General features: G+C 72.7%; 21 protein-coding genes. 11 read left to right on the top strand and 10 right to left on the bottom strand.

The features are described from left to right. The first annotated feature begins 39 nt into the window (after positions 1-39). The 7 genes from HF577_RS13355 to HF577_RS13325 all read left to right on the top strand — a co-directional run bounded on the left by HF577_RS13355 (position 40) and on the right by HF577_RS13325 (position 5443). Positions 40-942, top strand: coding sequence for a sugar phosphate isomerase/epimerase family protein (locus HF577_RS13355; protein WP_169396142.1), 903 nt, complete (start codon positions 40-42; stop codon positions 940-942). A gap of 43 nt (positions 943-985) precedes the next feature. After that, positions 986-1759 (top strand): SDR family oxidoreductase, encoded by a 774-nt coding sequence (locus HF577_RS13350; protein WP_169396141.1) that lies wholly within the window; start codon positions 986-988, stop codon positions 1757-1759. A gap of 52 nt (positions 1760-1811) precedes the next feature. Beyond that, entirely contained in the window at positions 1812-2147 is a 336-nt protein-coding gene (locus HF577_RS13345; protein WP_169396140.1) for a DUF4286 family protein, read from the top strand. 1 nt (position 2148) lies between these two features. Then, positions 2149-2895 (top strand): alpha/beta fold hydrolase, encoded by a 747-nt coding sequence (locus HF577_RS13340; RefSeq protein ID WP_169396139.1) that lies wholly within the window; start codon positions 2149-2151, stop codon positions 2893-2895. Continuing rightward, positions 2892-3797, top strand: a complete 906-nt coding sequence (locus HF577_RS38240; RefSeq protein WP_169396138.1) for an amidohydrolase family protein — start codon at positions 2892-2894, stop codon at positions 3795-3797. Before HF577_RS13340 ends, HF577_RS38240 begins: the two co-directional genes overlap by 4 nt. Then, positions 3794-4582, top strand: coding sequence for an SDR family NAD(P)-dependent oxidoreductase (locus tag HF577_RS13330; protein WP_169396137.1), 789 nt, complete (start codon positions 3794-3796; stop codon positions 4580-4582). Before HF577_RS38240 ends, HF577_RS13330 begins: the two co-directional genes overlap by 4 nt. A gap of 72 nt (positions 4583-4654) precedes the next feature. After that, positions 4655-5443: an IclR family transcriptional regulator gene (locus tag HF577_RS13325; protein ID WP_169396136.1), complete on the top strand. Its 789-nt coding sequence runs from the start codon at positions 4655-4657 to the stop codon at positions 5441-5443. A gap of 26 nt (positions 5444-5469) precedes the next feature. On the opposite strand, the gene HF577_RS13320 is transcribed toward HF577_RS13325, so the two are convergent. The 4 genes from HF577_RS13320 to HF577_RS13305 all read right to left on the bottom strand — a co-directional run bounded on the left by HF577_RS13320 (position 5470) and on the right by HF577_RS13305 (position 8885). Next, positions 5470-6648 (bottom strand): L,D-transpeptidase, encoded by a 1179-nt coding sequence (locus HF577_RS13320; protein ID WP_312859117.1) that lies wholly within the window; start codon positions 6646-6648, stop codon positions 5470-5472. Between the two features lie 265 nt (positions 6649-6913). Further along, entirely contained in the window at positions 6914-7120 is a 207-nt protein-coding gene (locus tag HF577_RS13315; RefSeq protein ID WP_169396135.1) for a hypothetical protein, read from the bottom strand. An 8-nt stretch (positions 7121-7128) separates the two neighbouring features. Continuing rightward, positions 7129-7623, bottom strand: coding sequence for an aromatic-ring-hydroxylating dioxygenase subunit beta (locus tag HF577_RS13310; RefSeq protein ID WP_169396134.1), 495 nt, complete (start codon positions 7621-7623; stop codon positions 7129-7131). Further along, positions 7620-8885 carry a Rieske 2Fe-2S domain-containing protein gene (locus tag HF577_RS13305; protein WP_169396133.1) on the bottom strand — a complete coding sequence of 422 codons (1266 nt, stop codon included), beginning with the start codon at positions 8883-8885 and terminating at the stop codon, positions 7620-7622. Before HF577_RS13305 ends, HF577_RS13310 begins: the two co-directional genes overlap by 4 nt. A 130-nt stretch (positions 8886-9015) precedes the next feature. On the opposite strand from HF577_RS13305, the gene HF577_RS13300 reads away from it, so the two are divergent. Both HF577_RS13300 and HF577_RS13295 read left to right on the top strand, forming a co-directional pair. Beyond that, a complete protein-coding gene (locus HF577_RS13300) occupies positions 9016-9834 on the top strand; it encodes an IclR family transcriptional regulator domain-containing protein (protein WP_169396132.1) in 819 nt (272 codons plus the stop codon). A 29-nt stretch (positions 9835-9863) separates the two neighbouring features. Next, positions 9864-10823 carry a D-2-hydroxyacid dehydrogenase family protein gene (locus tag HF577_RS13295; RefSeq protein WP_169396131.1) on the top strand — a complete coding sequence of 320 codons (960 nt, stop codon included), beginning with the start codon at positions 9864-9866 and terminating at the stop codon, positions 10821-10823. A 7-nt stretch (positions 10824-10830) separates the two neighbouring features. On the opposite strand, the gene HF577_RS13290 is transcribed toward HF577_RS13295, so the two are convergent. From HF577_RS13290 to HF577_RS13280, 3 genes are read right to left on the bottom strand one after another with little or no spacing between them, the layout of a single operon-like run. Next, positions 10831-11568 carry an alpha/beta fold hydrolase gene (locus tag HF577_RS13290; RefSeq protein ID WP_169396130.1) on the bottom strand — a complete coding sequence of 246 codons (738 nt, stop codon included), beginning with the start codon at positions 11566-11568 and terminating at the stop codon, positions 10831-10833. A gap of 4 nt (positions 11569-11572) precedes the next feature. Further along, positions 11573-12694 carry a Gfo/Idh/MocA family protein gene (locus tag HF577_RS13285; protein ID WP_169396129.1) on the bottom strand — a complete coding sequence of 374 codons (1122 nt, stop codon included), beginning with the start codon at positions 12692-12694 and terminating at the stop codon, positions 11573-11575. After that, positions 12679-13338 carry a ThuA domain-containing protein gene (locus tag HF577_RS13280; protein WP_169396128.1) on the bottom strand — a complete coding sequence of 220 codons (660 nt, stop codon included), beginning with the start codon at positions 13336-13338 and terminating at the stop codon, positions 12679-12681. Before HF577_RS13280 ends, HF577_RS13285 begins: the two co-directional genes overlap by 16 nt. Positions 13339-13451: 113 nt before the next feature. Here HF577_RS13280 and HF577_RS13275 point away from each other — a divergent pair, with 113 nt between their 5' ends. Then, complete coding sequence (locus tag HF577_RS13275; RefSeq protein ID WP_169396127.1) at positions 13452-14480, top strand: LacI family DNA-binding transcriptional regulator; 1029 nt, start codon at positions 13452-13454, stop codon at positions 14478-14480. A 147-nt stretch (positions 14481-14627) separates the two neighbouring features. On the opposite strand, the gene HF577_RS13270 is transcribed toward HF577_RS13275, so the two are convergent. Continuing rightward, positions 14628-15068, bottom strand: a complete 441-nt coding sequence (locus tag HF577_RS13270; protein WP_169396126.1) for an Hsp20/alpha crystallin family protein — start codon at positions 15066-15068, stop codon at positions 14628-14630. Positions 15069-15309: 241 nt separating this feature from the next. On the opposite strand from HF577_RS13270, the gene HF577_RS13265 reads away from it, so the two are divergent. Further along, entirely contained in the window at positions 15310-15930 is a 621-nt protein-coding gene (locus HF577_RS13265) for an L-threonylcarbamoyladenylate synthase (protein ID WP_169396125.1), read from the top strand. Between the two features lie 12 nt (positions 15931-15942). On the opposite strand, the gene HF577_RS13260 is transcribed toward HF577_RS13265, so the two are convergent. Continuing rightward, positions 15943-16281: a MoaD/ThiS family protein gene (locus tag HF577_RS13260; protein ID WP_169396124.1), complete on the bottom strand. Its 339-nt coding sequence runs from the start codon at positions 16279-16281 to the stop codon at positions 15943-15945. After that, positions 16278-17393, bottom strand: a complete 1116-nt coding sequence (locus HF577_RS13255) for a WD40/YVTN/BNR-like repeat-containing protein (protein WP_169396123.1) — start codon at positions 17391-17393, stop codon at positions 16278-16280. Before HF577_RS13255 ends, HF577_RS13260 begins: the two co-directional genes overlap by 4 nt. Positions 17394-17766 lie beyond the last annotated feature (373 nt).

Below are 17766 nucleotides of genomic sequence, written 5' to 3'. Positions count from 1 at the left end.
CCGACCGCAGCGCAACGCCTGAAGAAGGGACCACCGGCCGTGCACATCGTTCTGGGCGTGGACACGCTCTCCTACCACTGCCGCCTCGCCACCGGGGAGATCTCGCTCGAGGACGTCATGCGCGAGGTCGCGGACCTGGGCGCGGCGTTCGTGCAGCTCAACGCCGTCCATGTCCGTGACCGGGAGGCGGGCGGCCTGGAGTCGCTGCGCAGCCTCGCCGGCGAGCTGGGGCTCGGGATCACGCTCTCCGGTGACGTCGTGGGGCGCGCGGGCAACGGCGACACCGTGGAGTCGGGTGTCCAGCGCATCCGGCGCTGGGCCGCGCTGGCCGAGGCGATCGGCAGCCCGTTCGCGCGCGTCTCCTCGGGCTTCTACCGCAATGAGCTGCTGGCCTTCCCCGAGCGCATCGCGGTGGAGCAGCGCTACCTCATCGACGCGCTGCGCCGCGCCGTCGCCGAGGTCCCGGGTGACGTGCAGATCCTGCTAGAGAACCACTCGGACTTCACGGCCGACGAGTACGTGCAGATCATCGACGAGGTCGGCAGCGACCGAGTCGCCGTCTTCCTCGACCTGATCAACCCGATCTCCTCGCTGCAGGACCCGCTGACCGTGATCAGCAGGCTCGCCCCGCTCGCGACCGCGGGTCACGCCAAGGACTTCCGCATCGAGTCCCGCTACGTCGAGGACCGGTTCCACCGCCGCGGGTTCGACGTGCAGTGGTGCTATCCGGGCGAGGGCGTGGCCGACCTGACCTCGCTGATGGGCGTGCTGGTGGCGCAGGGCGACCGCGCCGAGCCCTACCGGCTCTCGGTGGAGGGCCTCGACAACCACCCGGGGGTGGCGGACCAGCGGGAACGTCTGGGCGCGTCCCTGCGGTTCCTGCAGGCGTTCCTCGACAATGCGCCCGCCACCGCCCAGCCGCTCGCCGGGCAGGTCACCTGACGGGCGCCCCTCACCGCATCCGACCAAGGAGAAGACGTCACCCATGGATCTCGATCTCGCCGGCAGCAGGGCGCTGGTCACCGCCGCGAGCCAGGGGCTCGGCCGGGCCTGCGCCGCCGCCCTCGCCGCGGAAGGCGCGCGGGTCGTGATCTCCTCGCGCGACCAGGGCCGGCTCGAGGCCACGGCCGCCGAGATCGGGGCGGCCGGCAGCGTGGCCGCCGACCTCGGCTCGGCCGCCGACCTCGAGGAGCTCGTCCGGCGCACCGTCGAGCTGCTGGGCGGGCTCGACGTACTGGTCGTCAACTGCGGGCCACCACCTGCTCTGCGGTTCACCGAGGCCGACGACGGCGCGTGGGACGCGGCGCACGACGGGGTGCTCATGAGCGCCGTCCGGCTCACCCGCGCCGCGCTGCCGCACCTGCGGGAGTCGGGGCGGGGCCGGGTCGTCAACCTCACCGGGTACGGCACCAAGGAGCCCATCAGCCAGCTGGTGCTCTCCGAGGCCAACCGGGCGTCGGTCACGGTGCTCGCGAAGGTACTGGCCGACGACCTCGCCGCCGACGGCGTGACGGTCAACAACATCGCACCCGGGCCGATCCTCACCGACCGGCTGCGTGAGCTGCAGGGGAAGGCGGCGGCGAGCGCCGGCGTCGACCTCGCCGAGCAGCTGCGCCGCTACGCCGAGGACATCCCGGTGCGGCGGCTGGGCAGACCCGAGGAGATCGGTGACCTCTGCGCATTCCTGTGCTCCCCGCGGGCCGGGTTCGTCACGGGACAGACGATCGTCGTCGACGGCGGCATCAACCGGTCGATCTGATGGCCACCCGGGTCGCGGTGATCGATGCGTCGCACTGGCAAGGAGCCACATCATGAGCGAACCGGGCACGAGCGACCGGGGCACCGGCCTGCTGCTCGTCATGATCGACATCGATCCTGCCCATGAGGAGGACTTCAACCGCTGGTACGAGGAGGAGCACCTGCCGGAGCGGCGCGGGTGTCCGGGCTTCCTGTCGGGGCGGCGGTTCGTCAGCGTCGAGGGGGAGCCGAAGTACCTCGCGCTCTACGAGCTGGAGGATCCGGAGGTGCTCGAGAGCGAGGCCTACCGGGCGATGCAGCCGCCCACGGAGTGGACGAAGAAGGTGAGCCCGCACTTCACCTCCTACGTGCGCAACGTCTACCGGGCGATCCCGGGCGGGGCGTCCTGACGTGGCCGAGCACGCTGACGGCTCCGCGCTGCTGTTCCTGCATCCGGTCGGTCTGGACCGCGACTGCGTCCGGTGGCTGGACCTGCCACCGGTGCGAGCCGTGACGTTCCCCGGGCACGGTGAGCGGGCCAGGGCGCGCCTCGGTCTCACTCTCGCCGACATGGCCGACGAGATCGTCGGGCACAGCACCGGCCCGCTCGACGTCGTGGGCGCGTCCCTGGGCGGGATGGTCGCGCTGCACCTTGCACTGGCGCACCCCGACCGCGTGCGCTCGCTGGTGCTGGCCTGCACCACCCCGCGCGGCGACGCGGCCGTGATGACCGCTCGCGCCGACGCCACCGAGGCCAGGGGGTCGGCGGGCATGCTCGACGACACCATGGCCCGCTGGTTCACGCCCGCGGCGCTGCGGAACCCGGACGCGCCGGCGCTGGCCTACGCGCGGGACCGGCTGCGCACCATGGACGCCGGCGCGCTGGCCGACACCTGGCGCGCGATCGGCACCCACGACGTCCTCGACCGGCTGGGGGAGATCCGCGTGCCGACCACCTGCATCGCGGGCCTCCACGACGTGTCGACGCCGATGGAGGTCATGACGGACCTCGCCGCGCGGCTGCCCGTCGCGCGGCTGGTCGAGATGGAGACCCCGCACATGGCGTTCCTGGAACGGCCGCGGGAGTTCGCCGCCGCCGTGCGGGAACACCTGGTGTGGGCCGCGGAGCCGGCAAGTCCGGAGGGAGCACGGCGATGATCATCGATCTGCACCGCCACCTGTGGTCGATCTTCGAGCGGTACGCCGCGGTCCGCGAGATCGCCGCCCGCGGGCTCGTCGGGGGCGTGCACCAGCACGCCGAGGCGCCCGTCCAGGACGTCGGGTCGCGCGCGGCCGAGATCCGCGCCGAGATGGACAAGGCCGGCGTCGACCGGTCGTGCCTGCTGCTGGGCGACTACGGGCTGCGCCTCGGGGAGGGTGACCTCTCGATCGAGGCCGAGAACCGGCTCGCCACCGACCTGGCGCGCGAGGACCCCGAGCACTTCATCGCGTTCTTCGGAATCGACCCGCGCCGGCCCGGGGCGGTCGAGCTCTTCCGGGACGCGCTCGACGCGGGTGCGCGCGGGCTCAAGCTGCACCCGTGCTCCGGCTACTCCCCGAGCGACCCGGTGTGCCGCCCCCTCTACGCGCTGGCGGGTGAGCGCGGGGTGCCGGTGGCCGTGCACACCGGACCGATGGCGGCGCCGCTGGTCAGCACGTACGCCAGCCCGATCCACCTCGACGAGCCCGCCGCCGACTTCCCGGACACCACCTTCGTGATCCTGCACGCCGGGCAGAGGGCCTGGTTCCCGCTGGCGCTGGACATGGCCCGGTGGAAGCCGAACCTCTACCTCGAGCTCTCGTTGTGGCAGGGCCTGCTGCTCGAGGACGAGGCGCGGTTCGTCGGGCGCATCGGCGAGATCAAGAGCGGCGTGGGCCTGGGCCGGGTCGTCTTCGGCAGCGACTGTCCCGGAGTCTCCTCGGTGATGCCGCTGCACGCCTGGGTCGAGACGTTCCGCCGGCTGCCGGAGATCGCGCAGCGGCACGGCGTCGAGGTCACCCCGGACGAGGTCGACCAGATGCTGGGCACCACGGCGGCGTCGCTCATGGGGCTGTCGTGAACCCCGACGCGGGGCGGCTCGCGGGCAAGGTCGCGATCGTCACGGGCGGGGGCTCGCGGGCGGCCGGGATCGGCACGGGGCGCGCCGCGGCGGTCCTGTTCGCGCGCCACGGCGCCCGCGTGCTCGTGGTCGACCGCGACGAGGCCGCCGCCCGGGACACCGTCGAGATGATCACCCGCGAGGGTGGCGAGGCGGTCGCCCACACCGCCGACCTCACGGCCGAAGACGACTGCACCGCGATGGCCGCCGCCGCGGTCGGCCGCTGGGGCCGCATCGACATCCTCGACAACAACGTGGGGATCGAGGGCCCGGGCACGATCCTCGACGTCACCGCGGCGGACTGGGATGTGGTGATGAAGGTCAATGTCGGGACGATCGTGGCGGCGAGCCGCGCGGTGGTGCCGGTGATGGCGGCGGGGGGCGGCGGGTCCATCGTGAACCTGTCGTCGATCTCGGCGCTGCGGCCGCGCGGCCTCACGCCCTACACCGCGGCGAAGGGCGCGGTCATCGCACTGACGCGCGCGATGGCGATCGACCACGCCGCCGCCGGGATCCGGGTGAACTGCATCGCGCCCGGGCCGATCTACACGCCGATGGTCTACGCCGCCGGGATGGACGAGGACCTGCGCGACCGCAGACGGGCCGCCTCCCCGCTGGGCGTCGAGGGCACCGGCTGGGACGTCGGCTACGCGGCGCTGTTCCTGGTGTCCGACGAGGCCCGGTACGTCACGGGAGTGACCCTGCCCGTGGACGGCGGCGTCTCGATCAGGAGCCCCGACCGGTGACCGGGGCCAGGCCGGTCGGCCAGGCGAAGATGGCCCGGCAACGACACAGGTGACGCGGAAGATGAGGACGACATGACCGACGAGGCCCGGACGGGCACCCGCATCCAGTCGGTGTCCCGCGCGGCGCACCTGCTCATGCTCATCGCGTCGCTGCCCGAGCACGAGCGCTCCGTCGCGCGGCTGGCCACGGAGCTCGGCACGTCGGTGCCCACGGTGTACCACCTGCTCAACACCCTCGTCGACGCCAAGCTCCTCACCCGCGACGAGCGCAAGCAGTTCCGCTTCGGGTTCGCGATGGAGGTGCTGTCCCACGCCTACGCGCAGCAGACCGTCCCTCCTCCCGAGCTGCTGGCACCCCTGCGCTGGATCACCGAGGTCACCGGCGAGAGCGCCTACCTCAGCGCGTGGCGGGGCGGGAACCCCGTGGTGCTCACGCACCTGGCCGGGACCCATGCCGTGCAGGTCACGAACCTGCGGCCGGGCTACCGCGGGGCCGCCAACGCCAGAGCGTCGGGCAAGGTGCTGCTCGCGTTCGCCGAGGCCGCCGACCGCGACCGCTACCTCGCGATGCACCCGCTGGAGAGCGTCACCGAGAAGACGATCACCGATCCGGCCGTCTTCGCCCGGGAGCTCGCGCTGGTGGCGAGGAACGGCTACGCCACCGACGTCGAGGAGTTCTCACCCGGCGTCGCCTGCATCGCGGCGCCGATCTGGAGCAACGGGATCCTGCTGGGCTGCTACACGATCTCGGCGCCGGTCGAGCGCTACCGCCGGGAGAAGGCGCGCTATCTGGGGTGCCTGCGCGAGGCCGTCGGCATGCCGGCGGCGCCGGTGCAGGAGGGCCCGACCGGTCCAGCCTGACACCGGGAAACGCCGCAACCGTCGAATCAGGGCCGCGCCGACATGGTCTTCCACTGCTCCCAGGGAATGGTCCAGTCGTAGATGTCGCCGTCCGCAGCCGAGAGCGGGACGGAGCTTCCGATGACCTCGACCGGATCGCCGTAGAGAACCGAGTCGTAGTAGGAGCGCGCATTCGCCGTGGAGAGGTTCACGCAGCCATGGGTGACGTTCTGCCTGCCGTGGGCGTAGCTCGACGCGGGGTTGGCGTGGATGAACTCGCCGTTGTTGGAGATCCGGACGGCCCAGTGCATGGGGACGTCCACGTAGTCGAACGCCGACATGAGAACGGTGGGGGACTTGCCCATCACGATGTGCGTGCCGCCGCGGGTGACCCGCCGCCGGTCGGACTCCAGCCCGAACGTGGCGGGCATGTTGGCCACCTGCTTGCCGTCGCGGATGACGACCATCCGGTGCGACCTGACGTCGGCGCGCACGATCTGGGAGCGGCCGATGGTGAACGTGCTGCTGAGGTCGGCTGCGCCGAACCCCGCCGCCCCGAGGTCACGCCCGTAGAGACCGACCTCGACGGTGACCCCCGTGCCGGAGGGCCAGTAGGTGGCCGGCCGCCAGTGCACGCGCGAGCCCCGGTCGCTGTCGGGCAGCCACGCCCACGCACCCTCGACCGGCACGGTCGTGCGCACCTTCAGACGACGTTCGATGCCCGCCCGGTCGGCCACGGCGATGGGCCGGTCGAAGCGGATGTCGATCGGGGCGGCGATCCCGACCACCGCGCCGTCGCCGATGCTCGTGGAGGCCCGGACCAGCTGGTCCGGATCGGCGGCGGTGAAGCTGCCCGTGACCGGGACGGTCCCGCCGTCGTTGGTGGCGCTGCCGGCGAAGCGGTAGGTGGTGGCGTAGGCGGGGGCCGCCGACGCCGTCCAGGTGCGGCCGTCCCGGGACAGCGTGCCGGGGATCGACGTGCCGTCGTCGGCGGTGAGGGTGACGTCCGTCAGCGTGCCGCCGCGGGCTTCGACGTGGATCGGGGCCGCGGGTACCACGCCCGTGGCCCCGTCGCCCGGGGCGAGCAGTACCTGTGGGGCGGCGGGGACGGGGGCGACCGGGCCGCGGAAGGTGACGGCCGACCCGGCCGCGACGATCAGCACGCCGATCGCCACGAGCACGGCCACCGCGCGCCGTCGTCCACGATCCGGTTCGGGCCTGACCACCGTTTCTCCCCGCAGCCGATTCCCCTGAATAATCAGAACAATTGCACGGGTCCGGGGCAATGAGCTCAGGATAACGTTTCGTTCGCGCGACCGCCGACCGGCGAATGACACCCGGAAAGGTGAATAACGGTCCCACTCGGGCGGCCTAGAGTTCCTCGCGCAGCGTCGCCGTTTCCGGCCACCGTGCACACTTCAGGCCACCGTGCACACGTCCTGACGTGTGCGCGGTGGCCATCAGGTGTGTGAGGTGGCTGCATTCCCGCGGTCAGACGGGGCGGACCCGCTCGGCGAAGTCGTCGTGGGTCATCCGCGTGAGGCTCTCCACCTCCAGGGCGTCGAGGTGGACCTGCCGGCCGGTCTCGAGGTCGCGCACGAGCAGCCGCGGCCCGTTGGCGGTCTCGTCGAGCAGGACCTCGACGGTGGCGAACTCGTTGCGCAGCACCAGCCGGGGCGGGGGAGACGGTGTGGTCACGGCGCGGCTCAGACCAGGAACGTGAGGTTGAAGATCGGCGCCTCGCAGTTGACCAGACGCGCCGTCCGCCGCCGGATCCGCCACCCGTCACCGTGCGGGACCAGCCGGTGCTCGTACTCACCGGCGAACGCGCGCTGGGTGCCCTTGCGGACCTCGAAGATCGCGAAGTTCGACCGCACGACCACGGCGTCCTCCACCGGCGGGCCGACCCGGACGTTCGTGACCAGCCGCCGGGTGGCCGACGGGGGGATCTGGGCGTGGGCGGGCCCGACCGTCAGCCGCCAGACGCGCTCGGCGATGCGCCCGCGGTCGTCGTAGATCAGCGACACGTGGCGCTGCGGGTCGGCCTCGTCGTACCGGGCGGGCACCCAGTAGACGGCGTCGTCGGTGAAGAGCTCCAGCCAGCGGTCGAGCTGGAGACCGTCGAGCAGTTCGGCCTCGTGGTAGAGGAAGTCCTCGGCCTCGCCGCGCGTGAGGACGCGGGTGTCCGTCGCGCCGGTCATGCCGCGCGCCCTGCCTGCAGCAGGCGCTTCCACTCCCGGAAGAGGCCCCGTTGCGGCGTCTCGTCGCTCGGCTTGCCGCGGTAGCCGCCGCCCGGCAGGCGCTCCTCGTCGTGCAGGCCGCGGGAGAGCAGCAGCCACGGATCGACCTCGGCGGCCACGCCCTCCTGCACGCAGACGAACGCCTCGGAGTCGTCGGGGGCGATGAACGAGCCGGTGGCGAACGCCTCCTCGAACTCGCGCAGCCGCTCGGCGTTGAGCTCGTCGGGAGCGTCCCCGATCAGCATCGGCGACATCGTGATCTGCGTGCGGGTGGGGCTGATCGGGGTGATCACGCGCAGGTTCTGCAGCGTGATGTGCAGGTTGGGGAAGATCAGGACGTTGAACTGGCCGAGAAAGTCGCGGAGAAGCTCGCTGCCGTGCTCGGACTCCAGCCGCGAGGTGTACTCCGGGTAGGCCTTGCGGAACGCCTCGACGTCGCCGTCGCTGGGCCAGCGGGCGAGCAGCACGTGGCCGCCGGGGTGGGCCTCGCTGTAGCCGATCGTCTCGTCGCGGGAGCCGAGGCGCGCGTGCGGGCGGTCCGGGCTCTGGTCGCGGATCTTGAACCAGGTCTCGTGCAGCGTGATCGCGTGGTAGCCGTCGACCCCGCCTTCCGCGGCGTGCTTCCAGTTGGCCGGGTACTCGTGCACGTTGCGCCCGGCGCCCAGGTTGAGCGTCTTCTCGAAGGCGGGGTGCAGGAAGACGCGGTCGAGGTACTGGCGGACGCCACCGAGGTGTTCGACGAGGTCGGGCACGTCGGGGTTCAGGCTTGCGAACACCAGCCCGCGGTAGGAGCCGACCCGCGCGACGGGGGTGAGGCCCAGCGCCGGCTTGTCGAGGTACTCCGGGCTGTAGCGGCGGTTCATGGGCACGCCGAGCAGCTCGCCGCTGTTGCGGTAGGTCCAGCCGTGGAACGGGCAGCGGAAGAACGTCGCGTTGCCCGATCGCTCCCGGCAGACGAGCGACGCCCGGTGGCGGCACCGGTTGAGCAGCACGTGGATCTCGCCGTCCGCGTCGCGGGTGACGATCACGGGCTGGGTGCCGATCCTGGTGCTGCGGTAGTCGCCGGGCTGCGCGATCTCGGACTCGTGCGCCACGTACACCCAGGTCCGGCCGAAGATGCTGCGCATCTCCTCGGCGAAGAGCGCGGGGTCGGTGTAGACGCTGCCGTGCACGCGGTCGGGGCGGACCAGGTGGTCGAGCTCGGGGTACCGGGCGGTTTCCATGCGGCGCCTCACCTCTGGCCGGCTCCTCGCACCGCCGTACACTCGCGGCGTACGCTCTGCGTACGAGGAGTACGTCTAGCGAACACTGGCCAATGTCACCCGCGGCGGGACGCGTGTCAAGGGAGATCGAGTGCCCAAGGAGCCGGACCAGCGCGAGTTCATCCAGTCCCTCGAACGCGGCCTGGCCGTGATCCTGGCGTTCTCCGACCACCACCCGAGCCTCACGCTCAGCCGGTGCGCCGAGCTCACCGGCCTGAGCAAGCCGACCGTCCGCCGGGTCCTGCTCACGCTGCAGCACCTCGGCTACGTCCGCAGCGAGGGCAGGCTGTTCGCGCTGACGCCTCGCGTGCTGGCGCTCGGCTACGCCTACCTGAGCTCCCTGAACCTGCCGGTGATCGCGCAGCCGTCCATGGAGGAGCTGGTCGCCGCCACCCGCGAGCCGTGCACGCTGGCGACCCTCGACGACACCGACGTCGTCTACGTGACGCGCGTGTCGGCCCATCGCAGGCCCGGCGCCACGCTCGCCACCGGCACCCGGCTGCCCGCCCACGCCACCGCGATGGGTCATGTGCTGCTCGCGGACCTGTCGCAGGCCGAGCTCGACCACTACCTCTCGCGCGCCGAGCTGCTGCCGCTGACCGCGCGGACCGTGCGCACCCCCGGCGAGCTCCTGGGCCGGCTCGACACGGCGCGGGCCCAGGGGTGGGCGATGGTCGAGCAGGAGCTGGAGGAGGGCCTGCGGTCGGTGGCGGCACCGGTCCGCGGAGCCGACGGCCGGGTGATCGCCGCGCTCGGCATGTCCGCGTCGGTGGCCACGGCTGACGAGGAGACGATGCGCGAGCGGTTCGCGCCGCTGCTGGTGCGCGCGGCCGCGGCGATCAGCGAGCGGCTCGGCGCCGACTTCGGCCCCGCGGGCACCCGGCCCGCGGTGGCGGCGAGGCCACGATGACTGATCTGATCAATGATCCGGGAGGACCCATGAAGCTCAGCTGTGCCGTGCTGGACGACTACCAGGACGTCGCGCTGCGGACGGCGGACTGGAGCTCAGTCGCCGACGCGGTCGACGTCGACGTGTTCCGCGAGCACATCGACGGCGAGGACGCGCTGGTCGACGCGATCGGCAAGCACGAGATCGTCGTGATCATGCGGGAGCGCACCCCGTTCCCGCGCTCGGTGCTGGCGCGGCTGCCCCGGCTGCGGCTGCTGGTGACCACCGGGCCGGGCAACGCCTCGGTCGACATGGCGGCGGCCGCCGAGCAGGGCGTCGTCGTGTGCGGCACGGGCGGCACCCTGGAGCCGACCGCCGAGCTCACCTGGGCGCTGATCCTCGGCCTGGCCCGCTCCCTGCCGGCCGAGACCGCAGCGCTGCGCTCGGGCGGCCCGTGGCAGCAGACCGTCGGCACGGACATCGCCGGCAGCACGCTGGGGGTCATCGGTCTGGGCCGGCTCGGCCGGCAGGTGGCGAAGATCGGGCAGGCCTTCGGTGCCGACGTGGTCGCCTGGAGCCAGAACCTCACGGCGGAGGCCGCTGCGGAGGCCGGGGTGCGGCTCGCCGACAGCTTGGAGGAGCTGCTCGAGGTCAGCGACTTCGTCACGATCCACCTGGTGCTCTCCGACCGGACGCGGGGGCTGCTCGGCGCGCCGGAGCTCGCCCGCATGCGCCGGACGGCCTACCTGGTCAACACCTCCCGCGGCCCGATCGTGGACGAGGACGCGCTGGTCGACGCGCTGCGCGCGGGCCGGATCGCCGGAGCCGGTCTCGACGTGTTCGCGGTGGAGCCGCTGCCCGCCGACCACCCGTTCCGCTCGCTGCCCACCGTGCTGGCCACGCCGCACCTCGGCTACGTCTCGCGCCGGACCTACGACATCTTCTTCCGCGAGGCCGTGGAGGACATCGCCGCGTTCCTGGCCGGCGCACCAGTCCGGAGGATCGCCTGACCGGGACCTAGGACCGACGGACGGCGCGGCCGGGAGGCTCCGCCACCCCGGCGGCAGTGCCGAGGAACGTGCCCACCCCGGCGGCGAGCTCCCCGGGGTGGGTGAGCGGCACCATGTGGGCGCCCGCCGCGAGCGTGCCGGCCCGGCCGTGCGGCGCGGTGGCGGCCAGGGCGTCCACCCAGTCCTGCGGAGCGATCCGGTCGTGCGGGCCGCGCACGACGAGCACCGGACAGCCGACCTGCGCGAGCCCCCGGTCGATCCGGTCGCGGCGGGCGGCGTCCATACCGCGGCCCATCGCGCCCAGGCCGGTGCGGCGGTAGTCCCGTACCAGCCGGGGCACCTGTCCCGGCCGTTCCCAGGCGGCCGTGCGCAGCCAGCGCCCGGCCAGGGCGGGCCAGGACCGCGCCCTCGGGTCGGTGGTCGGGCCGACCAGCACGAGTGCCGCGACCCGGTGCGGGTCCCGGACGGCGGCCCGCACGACGATCTGGCAGCTCGCCGAGTGGCCCAGCAGCACCGCACGGGTCACGCCGAGCTCGTCGAGCCGGGTGAGCAGCAGCCGCGCCAGGTCGTCGGAACCCAGTGCGGTCCCGCGCGGGGCGGGGAGCCCGTAGCCGGGCAGTTCGACGACGGCCGACGGCGCGGGCAGCCGGTCGAGCGTGCGCCCCGGGACGGCGCCCGACAGGCCGAGCCCGGGGACGGCGACGATCGGCGTGGTCAGCGACGGGTCGAGCGGGGCAGGGGGCACCCCCTCAGGATGGGGCATCCGTCAGCCGGGCGCTCTCCCCGTCGGCCGCCGCGTCGAGCGGCACCGGAGCGGGTCGCTCGCAGCTGGTCGAGACCTGCAGGCCGGAGCGCTGGTGCGCGGCGGCCAGCAGCGTCTCCATGACGTCCAGCACGTGCACGGCCACCTCGGCCGAGGCGCGGTGTGGCCGGCCGGCGGCGTGGTTCACGGCGAGGTCGAGCACCCCGATCCCGCGCGCCGCGCCCACGTAACCCGCGGACGGTGCCAGGACCGTCCAGCTGTCGGCGCCGCGCGGGCGCAGGGCGACGTCCCCGTCGAACCGGTTGGGATCCGGCACCGACAGCGAACCTTCCGTGCCGTGGATCTCGATCCGCGGCTGGGTGGAGGCCACCACCTCGAAGCTGGTGGTGAGGGTGGTGATGGCCCCACCGGTGTGCACGAGCACCCCGGAGACGTGGGTGTCGACCTCGACCGCGAACTCGGTGCCCGCGCGGGCGCCGGAGCCGATCGTGCGGGTGGTGCGGGCGCGCCCCGCCGCCGCGACCACCCGCTCGACGGGCCCGAGCAGGTGGACCAGTGCCGTGAGGTAGTAGGGCCCCATGTCGAACAGCGGGCCACCCCCGGGCCGGTAGTAGAACTCCGGGTCGGGATGCCACGACTCGTGCCCTGGCGAGGTGAAGGTGGCGTTGGCCGCCGTGGGGACGCCGATCAGCCCGTCGGCGACGGCCTTGCGCGCGGTCTGCACGCCGGTGCCGAGCACGGTGTCGGGTGCGCAGCCGACGCGCAGGCCGTCGGCGGCGGCCAGCACGGCGCGGGCCTGGGCGAGGTCGAGCGCGAACGGCTTCTCCCCGTAGACGTGCTTGCCCGCCCGTAGCGCCGTGGTGGCCACCTCGGCGTGCGCCGCCGGGATCGTCAGGTTCAGCACGAGGTCGACGTCGTCGGCGGTGAGCAGTTCGTCCACGCCGCAGGCGCGGGCCCCCGGCGCGTGCTGCACGGCGACGGCCGCCCTGGCCGGGTCGAGGTCGGCCAGGGCGGTGACCTGCACGCCGGGGAGGTGTCCGAGCGTGGACAGGTACGCCCCGCTGATCTTGCCGAGCCCGACGACGCCGATCCTCAGCGGCTCGCCCATGTCAGCCCCCGTTCGATGACCGTGCGGATCTCGGGCACGTCGAGGTCCTCCTGCTTGTGGCCGACGGTGCAGACGAAGATCCGCCCCGCGCCCCACGTCCGGGTCCACACCGCGGGGGAGACCACGGGCTCACTCCACGGGTCGCCGGGCAGCGCTGGCACGGTGGTGGTGGCCAGGACGTCGTTGCGGCTGTCCGACAGCACCCAGTACTGCTCGGTGTGCAGCGTGACGCTGGAGATCCCGGCGACGATCGGATGGTCGGCCCGCTCGGGCACCACGTCGAGGGTGTGGTCGACGAAGTCGCGCGGGTGGCAGGCGAACTGGCCGCCGACCATGTGCAGGTAGTCGCTGGAGCTGCGGAACGCATCGGCGATCCCGCCGTGCCACCCGGCGAGGCCCGTACCGCTCTCGACGGCGCCGCGCAGCCCGGCGAGCTGGTCCTTGGTGATCGTCCCCATGGTCCAGCACTGGAGGATCAGGTCGGTGCGGGCCAGCAGGTCGGCATCGAGGTAGACGTCGAGGCTGTCGGTGGTGACCGTCTCGTAGCCGGAGTCCTTCAGGAACGGGAGGAAGCTGTCGGTCGTCTCGACGGGGCAGTGGCCCTCCCAGCCACCCCGGACGACGAGGGCAGTCGACTTTCGCAACTTCGCGTTGGTATCCACTGATCACCAGTGTCACAAAGTGGCGTGTCGCAGGTCAACCGTTCATCAACAGTCGTCAAAGTTGCGCAACTTCGTGCAGTGGGGCACGGTGCGGCATGACGCGAACCACGCTCGCGCAGATCGCGGCGGTCGCAGGTGTCACCGTGCCCACGGTGTCCAAGGTGCTCAACGGCCGTAGCGACGTCTCGCCCGGGACCAGGGCGCGGGTGCTGGACCTGCTGGCGGCCGCGGGCTACGAGCGGCGCCGCGCCGTCCTCCCGGTCCCGGACGCCGCGGGCGCGGAGCCGGCCCCGCCGCCGGACCTGCTCGGGCTGGTCATGGACGGGGTCGAGGGGTCATGGGCCACCCGCGTGCTCGGCGGCGTCGACCGGGCGGCGGCGGAGGCGGGGTGCGACGTCGTCGTGATGTCGGCGCGCGGTCCGTCCGGGCGGGACTGGGTGGAGCGGTTGCTCGCGCGGGGCTCGACCGGGGCCGTGCTCGCGCTGGTCGACCCGACCCCCGCGCAGCGGGACCGGTCGGCGGTGGAAGGGATGACGCTCGTGGTCCTCGACCCCGGCGTCGAGCCCGCGCAACAGCTACCGACCGTCGGCACCACGAACTGGGCCGGCGGCCGGTCCGCGGTCGAGCACCTGCTGGCGCTCGGGCACGAGCGCATCGGGGCCATCGGCGGGCGGCCCGACCAGCTCAACAGCCGGGCCCGGCTCGACGGCTACCGCTCCGCGCTCACGGCGGCAGGTGTCCGGGCGCGGGCGTCGTGGGTGCGCCATGCGGACTGGACCCGGGCGGGCGGCCGGGCTCAGGCCGACGCGCTGCTGGCGCTGCGGGAGCCGCCGACGGCGATCTTCGCCTGCTCCGACCGGATGGCCAGTGGGGTGTACGAGGCGGCGGCGGCGAAGGGGCTGCGGATCCCGGAAGACCTGAGCGTGGTCGGGTTCGACGACCTGCCCGAGGCGCAGTGGCTGGCTCCCGGCCTCACCACCGTGCACCAGCCGGTGCGGGAGATGGCGGCGGAGGCCGTCCGCCTGCTTCTCCGGCTGCGCAGGAGGGAACCGGTCGACGCCGTGCGGGTGGAGCTCTCGACCTCCCTCGTGCTCCGGGCGAGCACCGGACCGCCGCAGCACTGACGAGGCCGCACTGACGAGAACGCCACGGTGCCCCGCCGGAAGCGAGCCGGCGGGGCACCGTCCACGGGGTGTCTCTGTCCACTGGGGATCTCTCGCGGCGCTCGATCGACCACCTCCTCCGTACGGCGGGTCAGCTCGTTCAGGTGCTCAGGCGTCGATCTGCTTCGGCTGCTCGTCGGCGCCGGTGACCGCGATCTTGCGTGGCTTGGCCCGCTCGGCCACGGGGATGCGCAGGGTCAGCACGCCCGCCTCGTAGCTCGCGTGGATGTGCTCGGTGTCGAGCCCGTCCCCGAGGAAGAGCTGGCGGGAGAAGGCGCCCAGTGGGCGCTCGGCCACCTGCATCTGGACGTCGTCGCCGGGAACGCTCGGCCGGCGTTCGGCACGGACCGTGAGGACATTGCGCTCGACGTCCAGGTCGATGGCGTCGGGGGACACGCCGGGCAGGTCGAAGGCGACCACGAACTCGTCGCCGACGCGGTAGGCGTCCATCGGCATGGCCGTGGGGCGGCTCCAGGTGCCGGTGACGTTGCCGAAGACCTGCTGGGTGAGGCGGTCGAGATCGCGGAAGGGGTCGGTACGCATGAGCATCGCAGATCTGCTCCTCTCGTGACGGACATCGGGCGATGCACCGGAGCGACCTCCGAGGTGCTCGGCAGGCGCTCTGGATAACTGCAATCATAAGTAGAGATTTCCTGGGGTGCAAGCTGGCGATGTCGCCCGGTCGGGTGATCGCCGCGACAGCAGGTCGGCCGGCCCGTGGAGTGACACCCGGTCGGCCCCGGCCGCGTCGCGGCGCTGCGCGACTCCGTGGAACTCCTAAGCTCTGGCCATGGCGCGGTACTTCGATGTGCACCCGGTTGATCCCCAGCGACGCGCGATCGGCCAGGTCGTCGAGATCGTCCGCGCAGGCGGGCTGATCGCCTATCCCACCGACTCCTGCTTCGCGCTGGGCTGCCAGATCGGGGACCGGGAGGGGCTGGAGCGGATCAGGGAGATCCGCCACCTCGACGACAGGCACCACTTCACGCTCGTGTGCCGCGACTTCGCTCAGCTCGGACAGTTCGTGCAGGTCTCCAACACCGTGTTCCGCACGATCAAGGCGGCCACCCCGGGCAGCTACACCTTCATCCTGCCGGCCACCAAGGAGGTGCCGCGCAGGTTGCTGCACGCGAAGAAGAAGACCGTCGGGGTGCGGATCCCCCAGCACGTCGTGGCGCAGGCGTTGCTCGCCGAGCTGGGGGAGCCGCTGCTGTCGTCCACCCTCCTGCTGCCCGACGAGCCCGAACCGCTCACCCAGGGCTGGGAGATCAAGGAGCGGCTCGACAACGCGCTGGACGCCGTGCTCGACTCGGGCGACTGCGGCACCGAGCCGACGACGGTGGTGGACTACTCCGGCCCCGAACCGGAGATCGTGCGCCGGGGCGCCGGCGACCCGTCCCGCTTCGAATGACCGGGGGCGGGCTCAGCCACCCGCCATCGCGCCGACGATCAGCAGCGGCTCGGCGCCTCTCGTCACCGGTTCCGGCAGCGGGTCGTCGGGCGAGGCGTGGGACAGGTCCTGCTCGCAGGCGAAGTACCGCACGAACGCTCGGCGGCGCAGCGTGCCGTGATCGCGGATCGTGCCGCGCAGGACGGGGTAGCTGCGCTCCAGTGCGTCCAGCACCGTGCGCTGGGTGGCGGGCCCGGTGACGTCGACGGTGATCTCGCCGCCGATCTGGGCCAGCTTGCGCAGATGGGCGGGCAGCTTGATCCGGACCGTGGCGGTCACCCCGCTCGGCGGGCCGGTCGGCGAGTCGGTCATGGCAGCGTCTGCACCTCCACCGACAGCACCGCGGGCAGGTCGCGCACGATGGGCGCCCAGGTGTCGCCTGCGTCCGGGGAGGCGTACACCTGGCCCCCGGTGGTGCCGAAGTACACGCCGCAGTCCTCGAGGGAGTCGACGGCCATCGCGTCCCGCAGCACGTTGACGTAGCAGTGCTCCTGCGGGAGCCCGGCGGTGAGCGGTTCCCACTCGTTGCCGCCGGTGCGGCTGCGGTACACGCGCAGCTTCCCCTCCGGCGGGAAGTGGTGGGAGTCGCTCGTGATCGGCACGACGTAGACCGTCTCCGGCTCGTGCGCGTGCACGGAGATCGGGAACCCGAAGTCGGTGGGCAGGTTGCCGCCGATGTCGTGCCAGTTCTCGCCTGCGTCGTCGGTGCGCATGACGTCCCAGTGCTTCTGCATGTACAGCACATCCGGCCGGGCCGGGTGCATCGCGAGGTTGTGCACGCAGTGGCCCACCTCCGCGTCGGGGTCGGGGATGCCCTCGGACCGCAGGCCGCGGTTGGTGGCCTTCCACGTCTTGCCGCCGTCGTCGGTGCGGAACACCCCGGCCGCCGAGATGGCGATGTGCATCCGGGACGGGTCCCGGGGGTCCAGCACGATCGTGTGCAGACACATGCCGCCTGCCCCCGGCTGCCACAGCGGGCCCGAGCCGTGCTCGCGCAGCCCGGGCAGCTCCTGCCAGGTGCCCCCGCCGTCGGAGGAGCGGAACAGGGCGGCGTCCTCGACCCCCGCGTAGAGGGTGTCGGGGTCGCCCGGGGCGGGCTCCAGATGCCAGACCCGCGCGAACTCCCACGGATGCGGCGTGCCGTCGTACCACTGGTGGGTGCCGGGTACGCCCTCGTAGCGGAACTCGTTGCCGACCGGCGTCCAAGTGGCGCCGCCGTCGTCGGACCGCTGCAGGAGCTGGCCGAACCAGCCGCCGGACGGCGCCGCGTAGACGCGGTCGGGGTCGGCGGGCGACGCCGCCACGTGGTAGACCTCCCAGCCCGCGAAATGCGGCCCGCTGACGTCCCAGCGCTCCCGCTTGCCGTCGGAGCTCAGCACGAACGCGCCCTTGCGCGTGCCCACCAGAACCCGTACTCCCGTCACCGGACTCCTCCACTCCGCGCCACCCTCGTGGCGCACGCACAGGAGACCCGCGGCACGTCCGAAACTCATCGCCCGAGGCCGTGATCCACCTGATCGCACGAAGCGCACCGCTCGTCCCCGCGCCGTCGTCCGTTCGGCCGCACTGGGCTACCGTGCAGGACGTTCCGGGAAGGGTGAAACGTCCCGGGCCGCCCGCCGCATGCAGCCGTGTCCTGAGCGCACTCTCCATGACCGTGCCGCCGTGTGGAGCAGCGAGATGTAACGTGCCACGCCAGTGAAAGCCACTCCGCGTCGCCTCGCCGTGACAGACCCACTCGCGGCTTCCTGGGAGGGAGCGGCGCATCGACCCGTTCGAGAGGACCGATTGGTGGGC

The organism is Pseudonocardia xinjiangensis, assembly GCF_012911925.1.
Classification (GTDB): Bacteria; Actinomycetota; Actinomycetes; order Mycobacteriales; family Pseudonocardiaceae; genus Pseudonocardia; species Pseudonocardia xinjiangensis.
The sequence above is the reverse complement of the archived record's forward strand: the minus strand, read 5'-3'. Positions and strand labels throughout refer to the sequence as shown.

Excerpts from the sequence above, each read along its gene's own strand:
- HF577_RS38240 (WP_169396138.1), top strand. The coding sequence starts at position 2,892 with ATGATCATCGATCTGCACCGCCACCTGTGGTCGATCTTCGAGCGGTAC.
- HF577_RS13275 (WP_169396127.1), top strand. The coding sequence starts at position 13,452 with ATGACGCGAACCACGCTCGCGCAGATCGCGGCGGTCGCAGGTGTCACC.
- HF577_RS13265 (WP_169396125.1), top strand. The coding sequence starts at position 15,310 with ATGGCGCGGTACTTCGATGTGCACCCGGTTGATCCCCAGCGACGCGCG.
- HF577_RS13285 (WP_169396129.1), bottom strand. The coding sequence starts at position 12,694 with ATGGGCGAGCCGCTGAGGATCGGCGTCGTCGGGCTCGGCAAGATCAGC.
- HF577_RS13260 (WP_169396124.1), bottom strand. The coding sequence starts at position 16,281 with ATGACCGACTCGCCGACCGGCCCGCCGAGCGGGGTGACCGCCACGGTC.
- HF577_RS13305 (WP_169396133.1), bottom strand. The coding sequence starts at position 8,885 with ATGGAAACCGCCCGGTACCCCGAGCTCGACCACCTGGTCCGCCCCGAC.
- HF577_RS13270 (WP_169396126.1), bottom strand. The coding sequence starts at position 15,068 with ATGCTCATGCGTACCGACCCCTTCCGCGATCTCGACCGCCTCACCCAG.
- HF577_RS13310 (WP_169396134.1), bottom strand. The coding sequence starts at position 7,623 with ATGACCGGCGCGACGGACACCCGCGTCCTCACGCGCGGCGAGGCCGAG.
- HF577_RS13350 (WP_169396141.1), top strand. The coding sequence starts at position 986 with ATGGATCTCGATCTCGCCGGCAGCAGGGCGCTGGTCACCGCCGCGAGC.
- HF577_RS13345 (WP_169396140.1), top strand. The coding sequence starts at position 1,812 with ATGAGCGAACCGGGCACGAGCGACCGGGGCACCGGCCTGCTGCTCGTC.
- HF577_RS13325 (WP_169396136.1), top strand. The coding sequence starts at position 4,655 with ATGACCGACGAGGCCCGGACGGGCACCCGCATCCAGTCGGTGTCCCGC.
- HF577_RS13295 (WP_169396131.1), top strand. The coding sequence starts at position 9,864 with ATGAAGCTCAGCTGTGCCGTGCTGGACGACTACCAGGACGTCGCGCTG.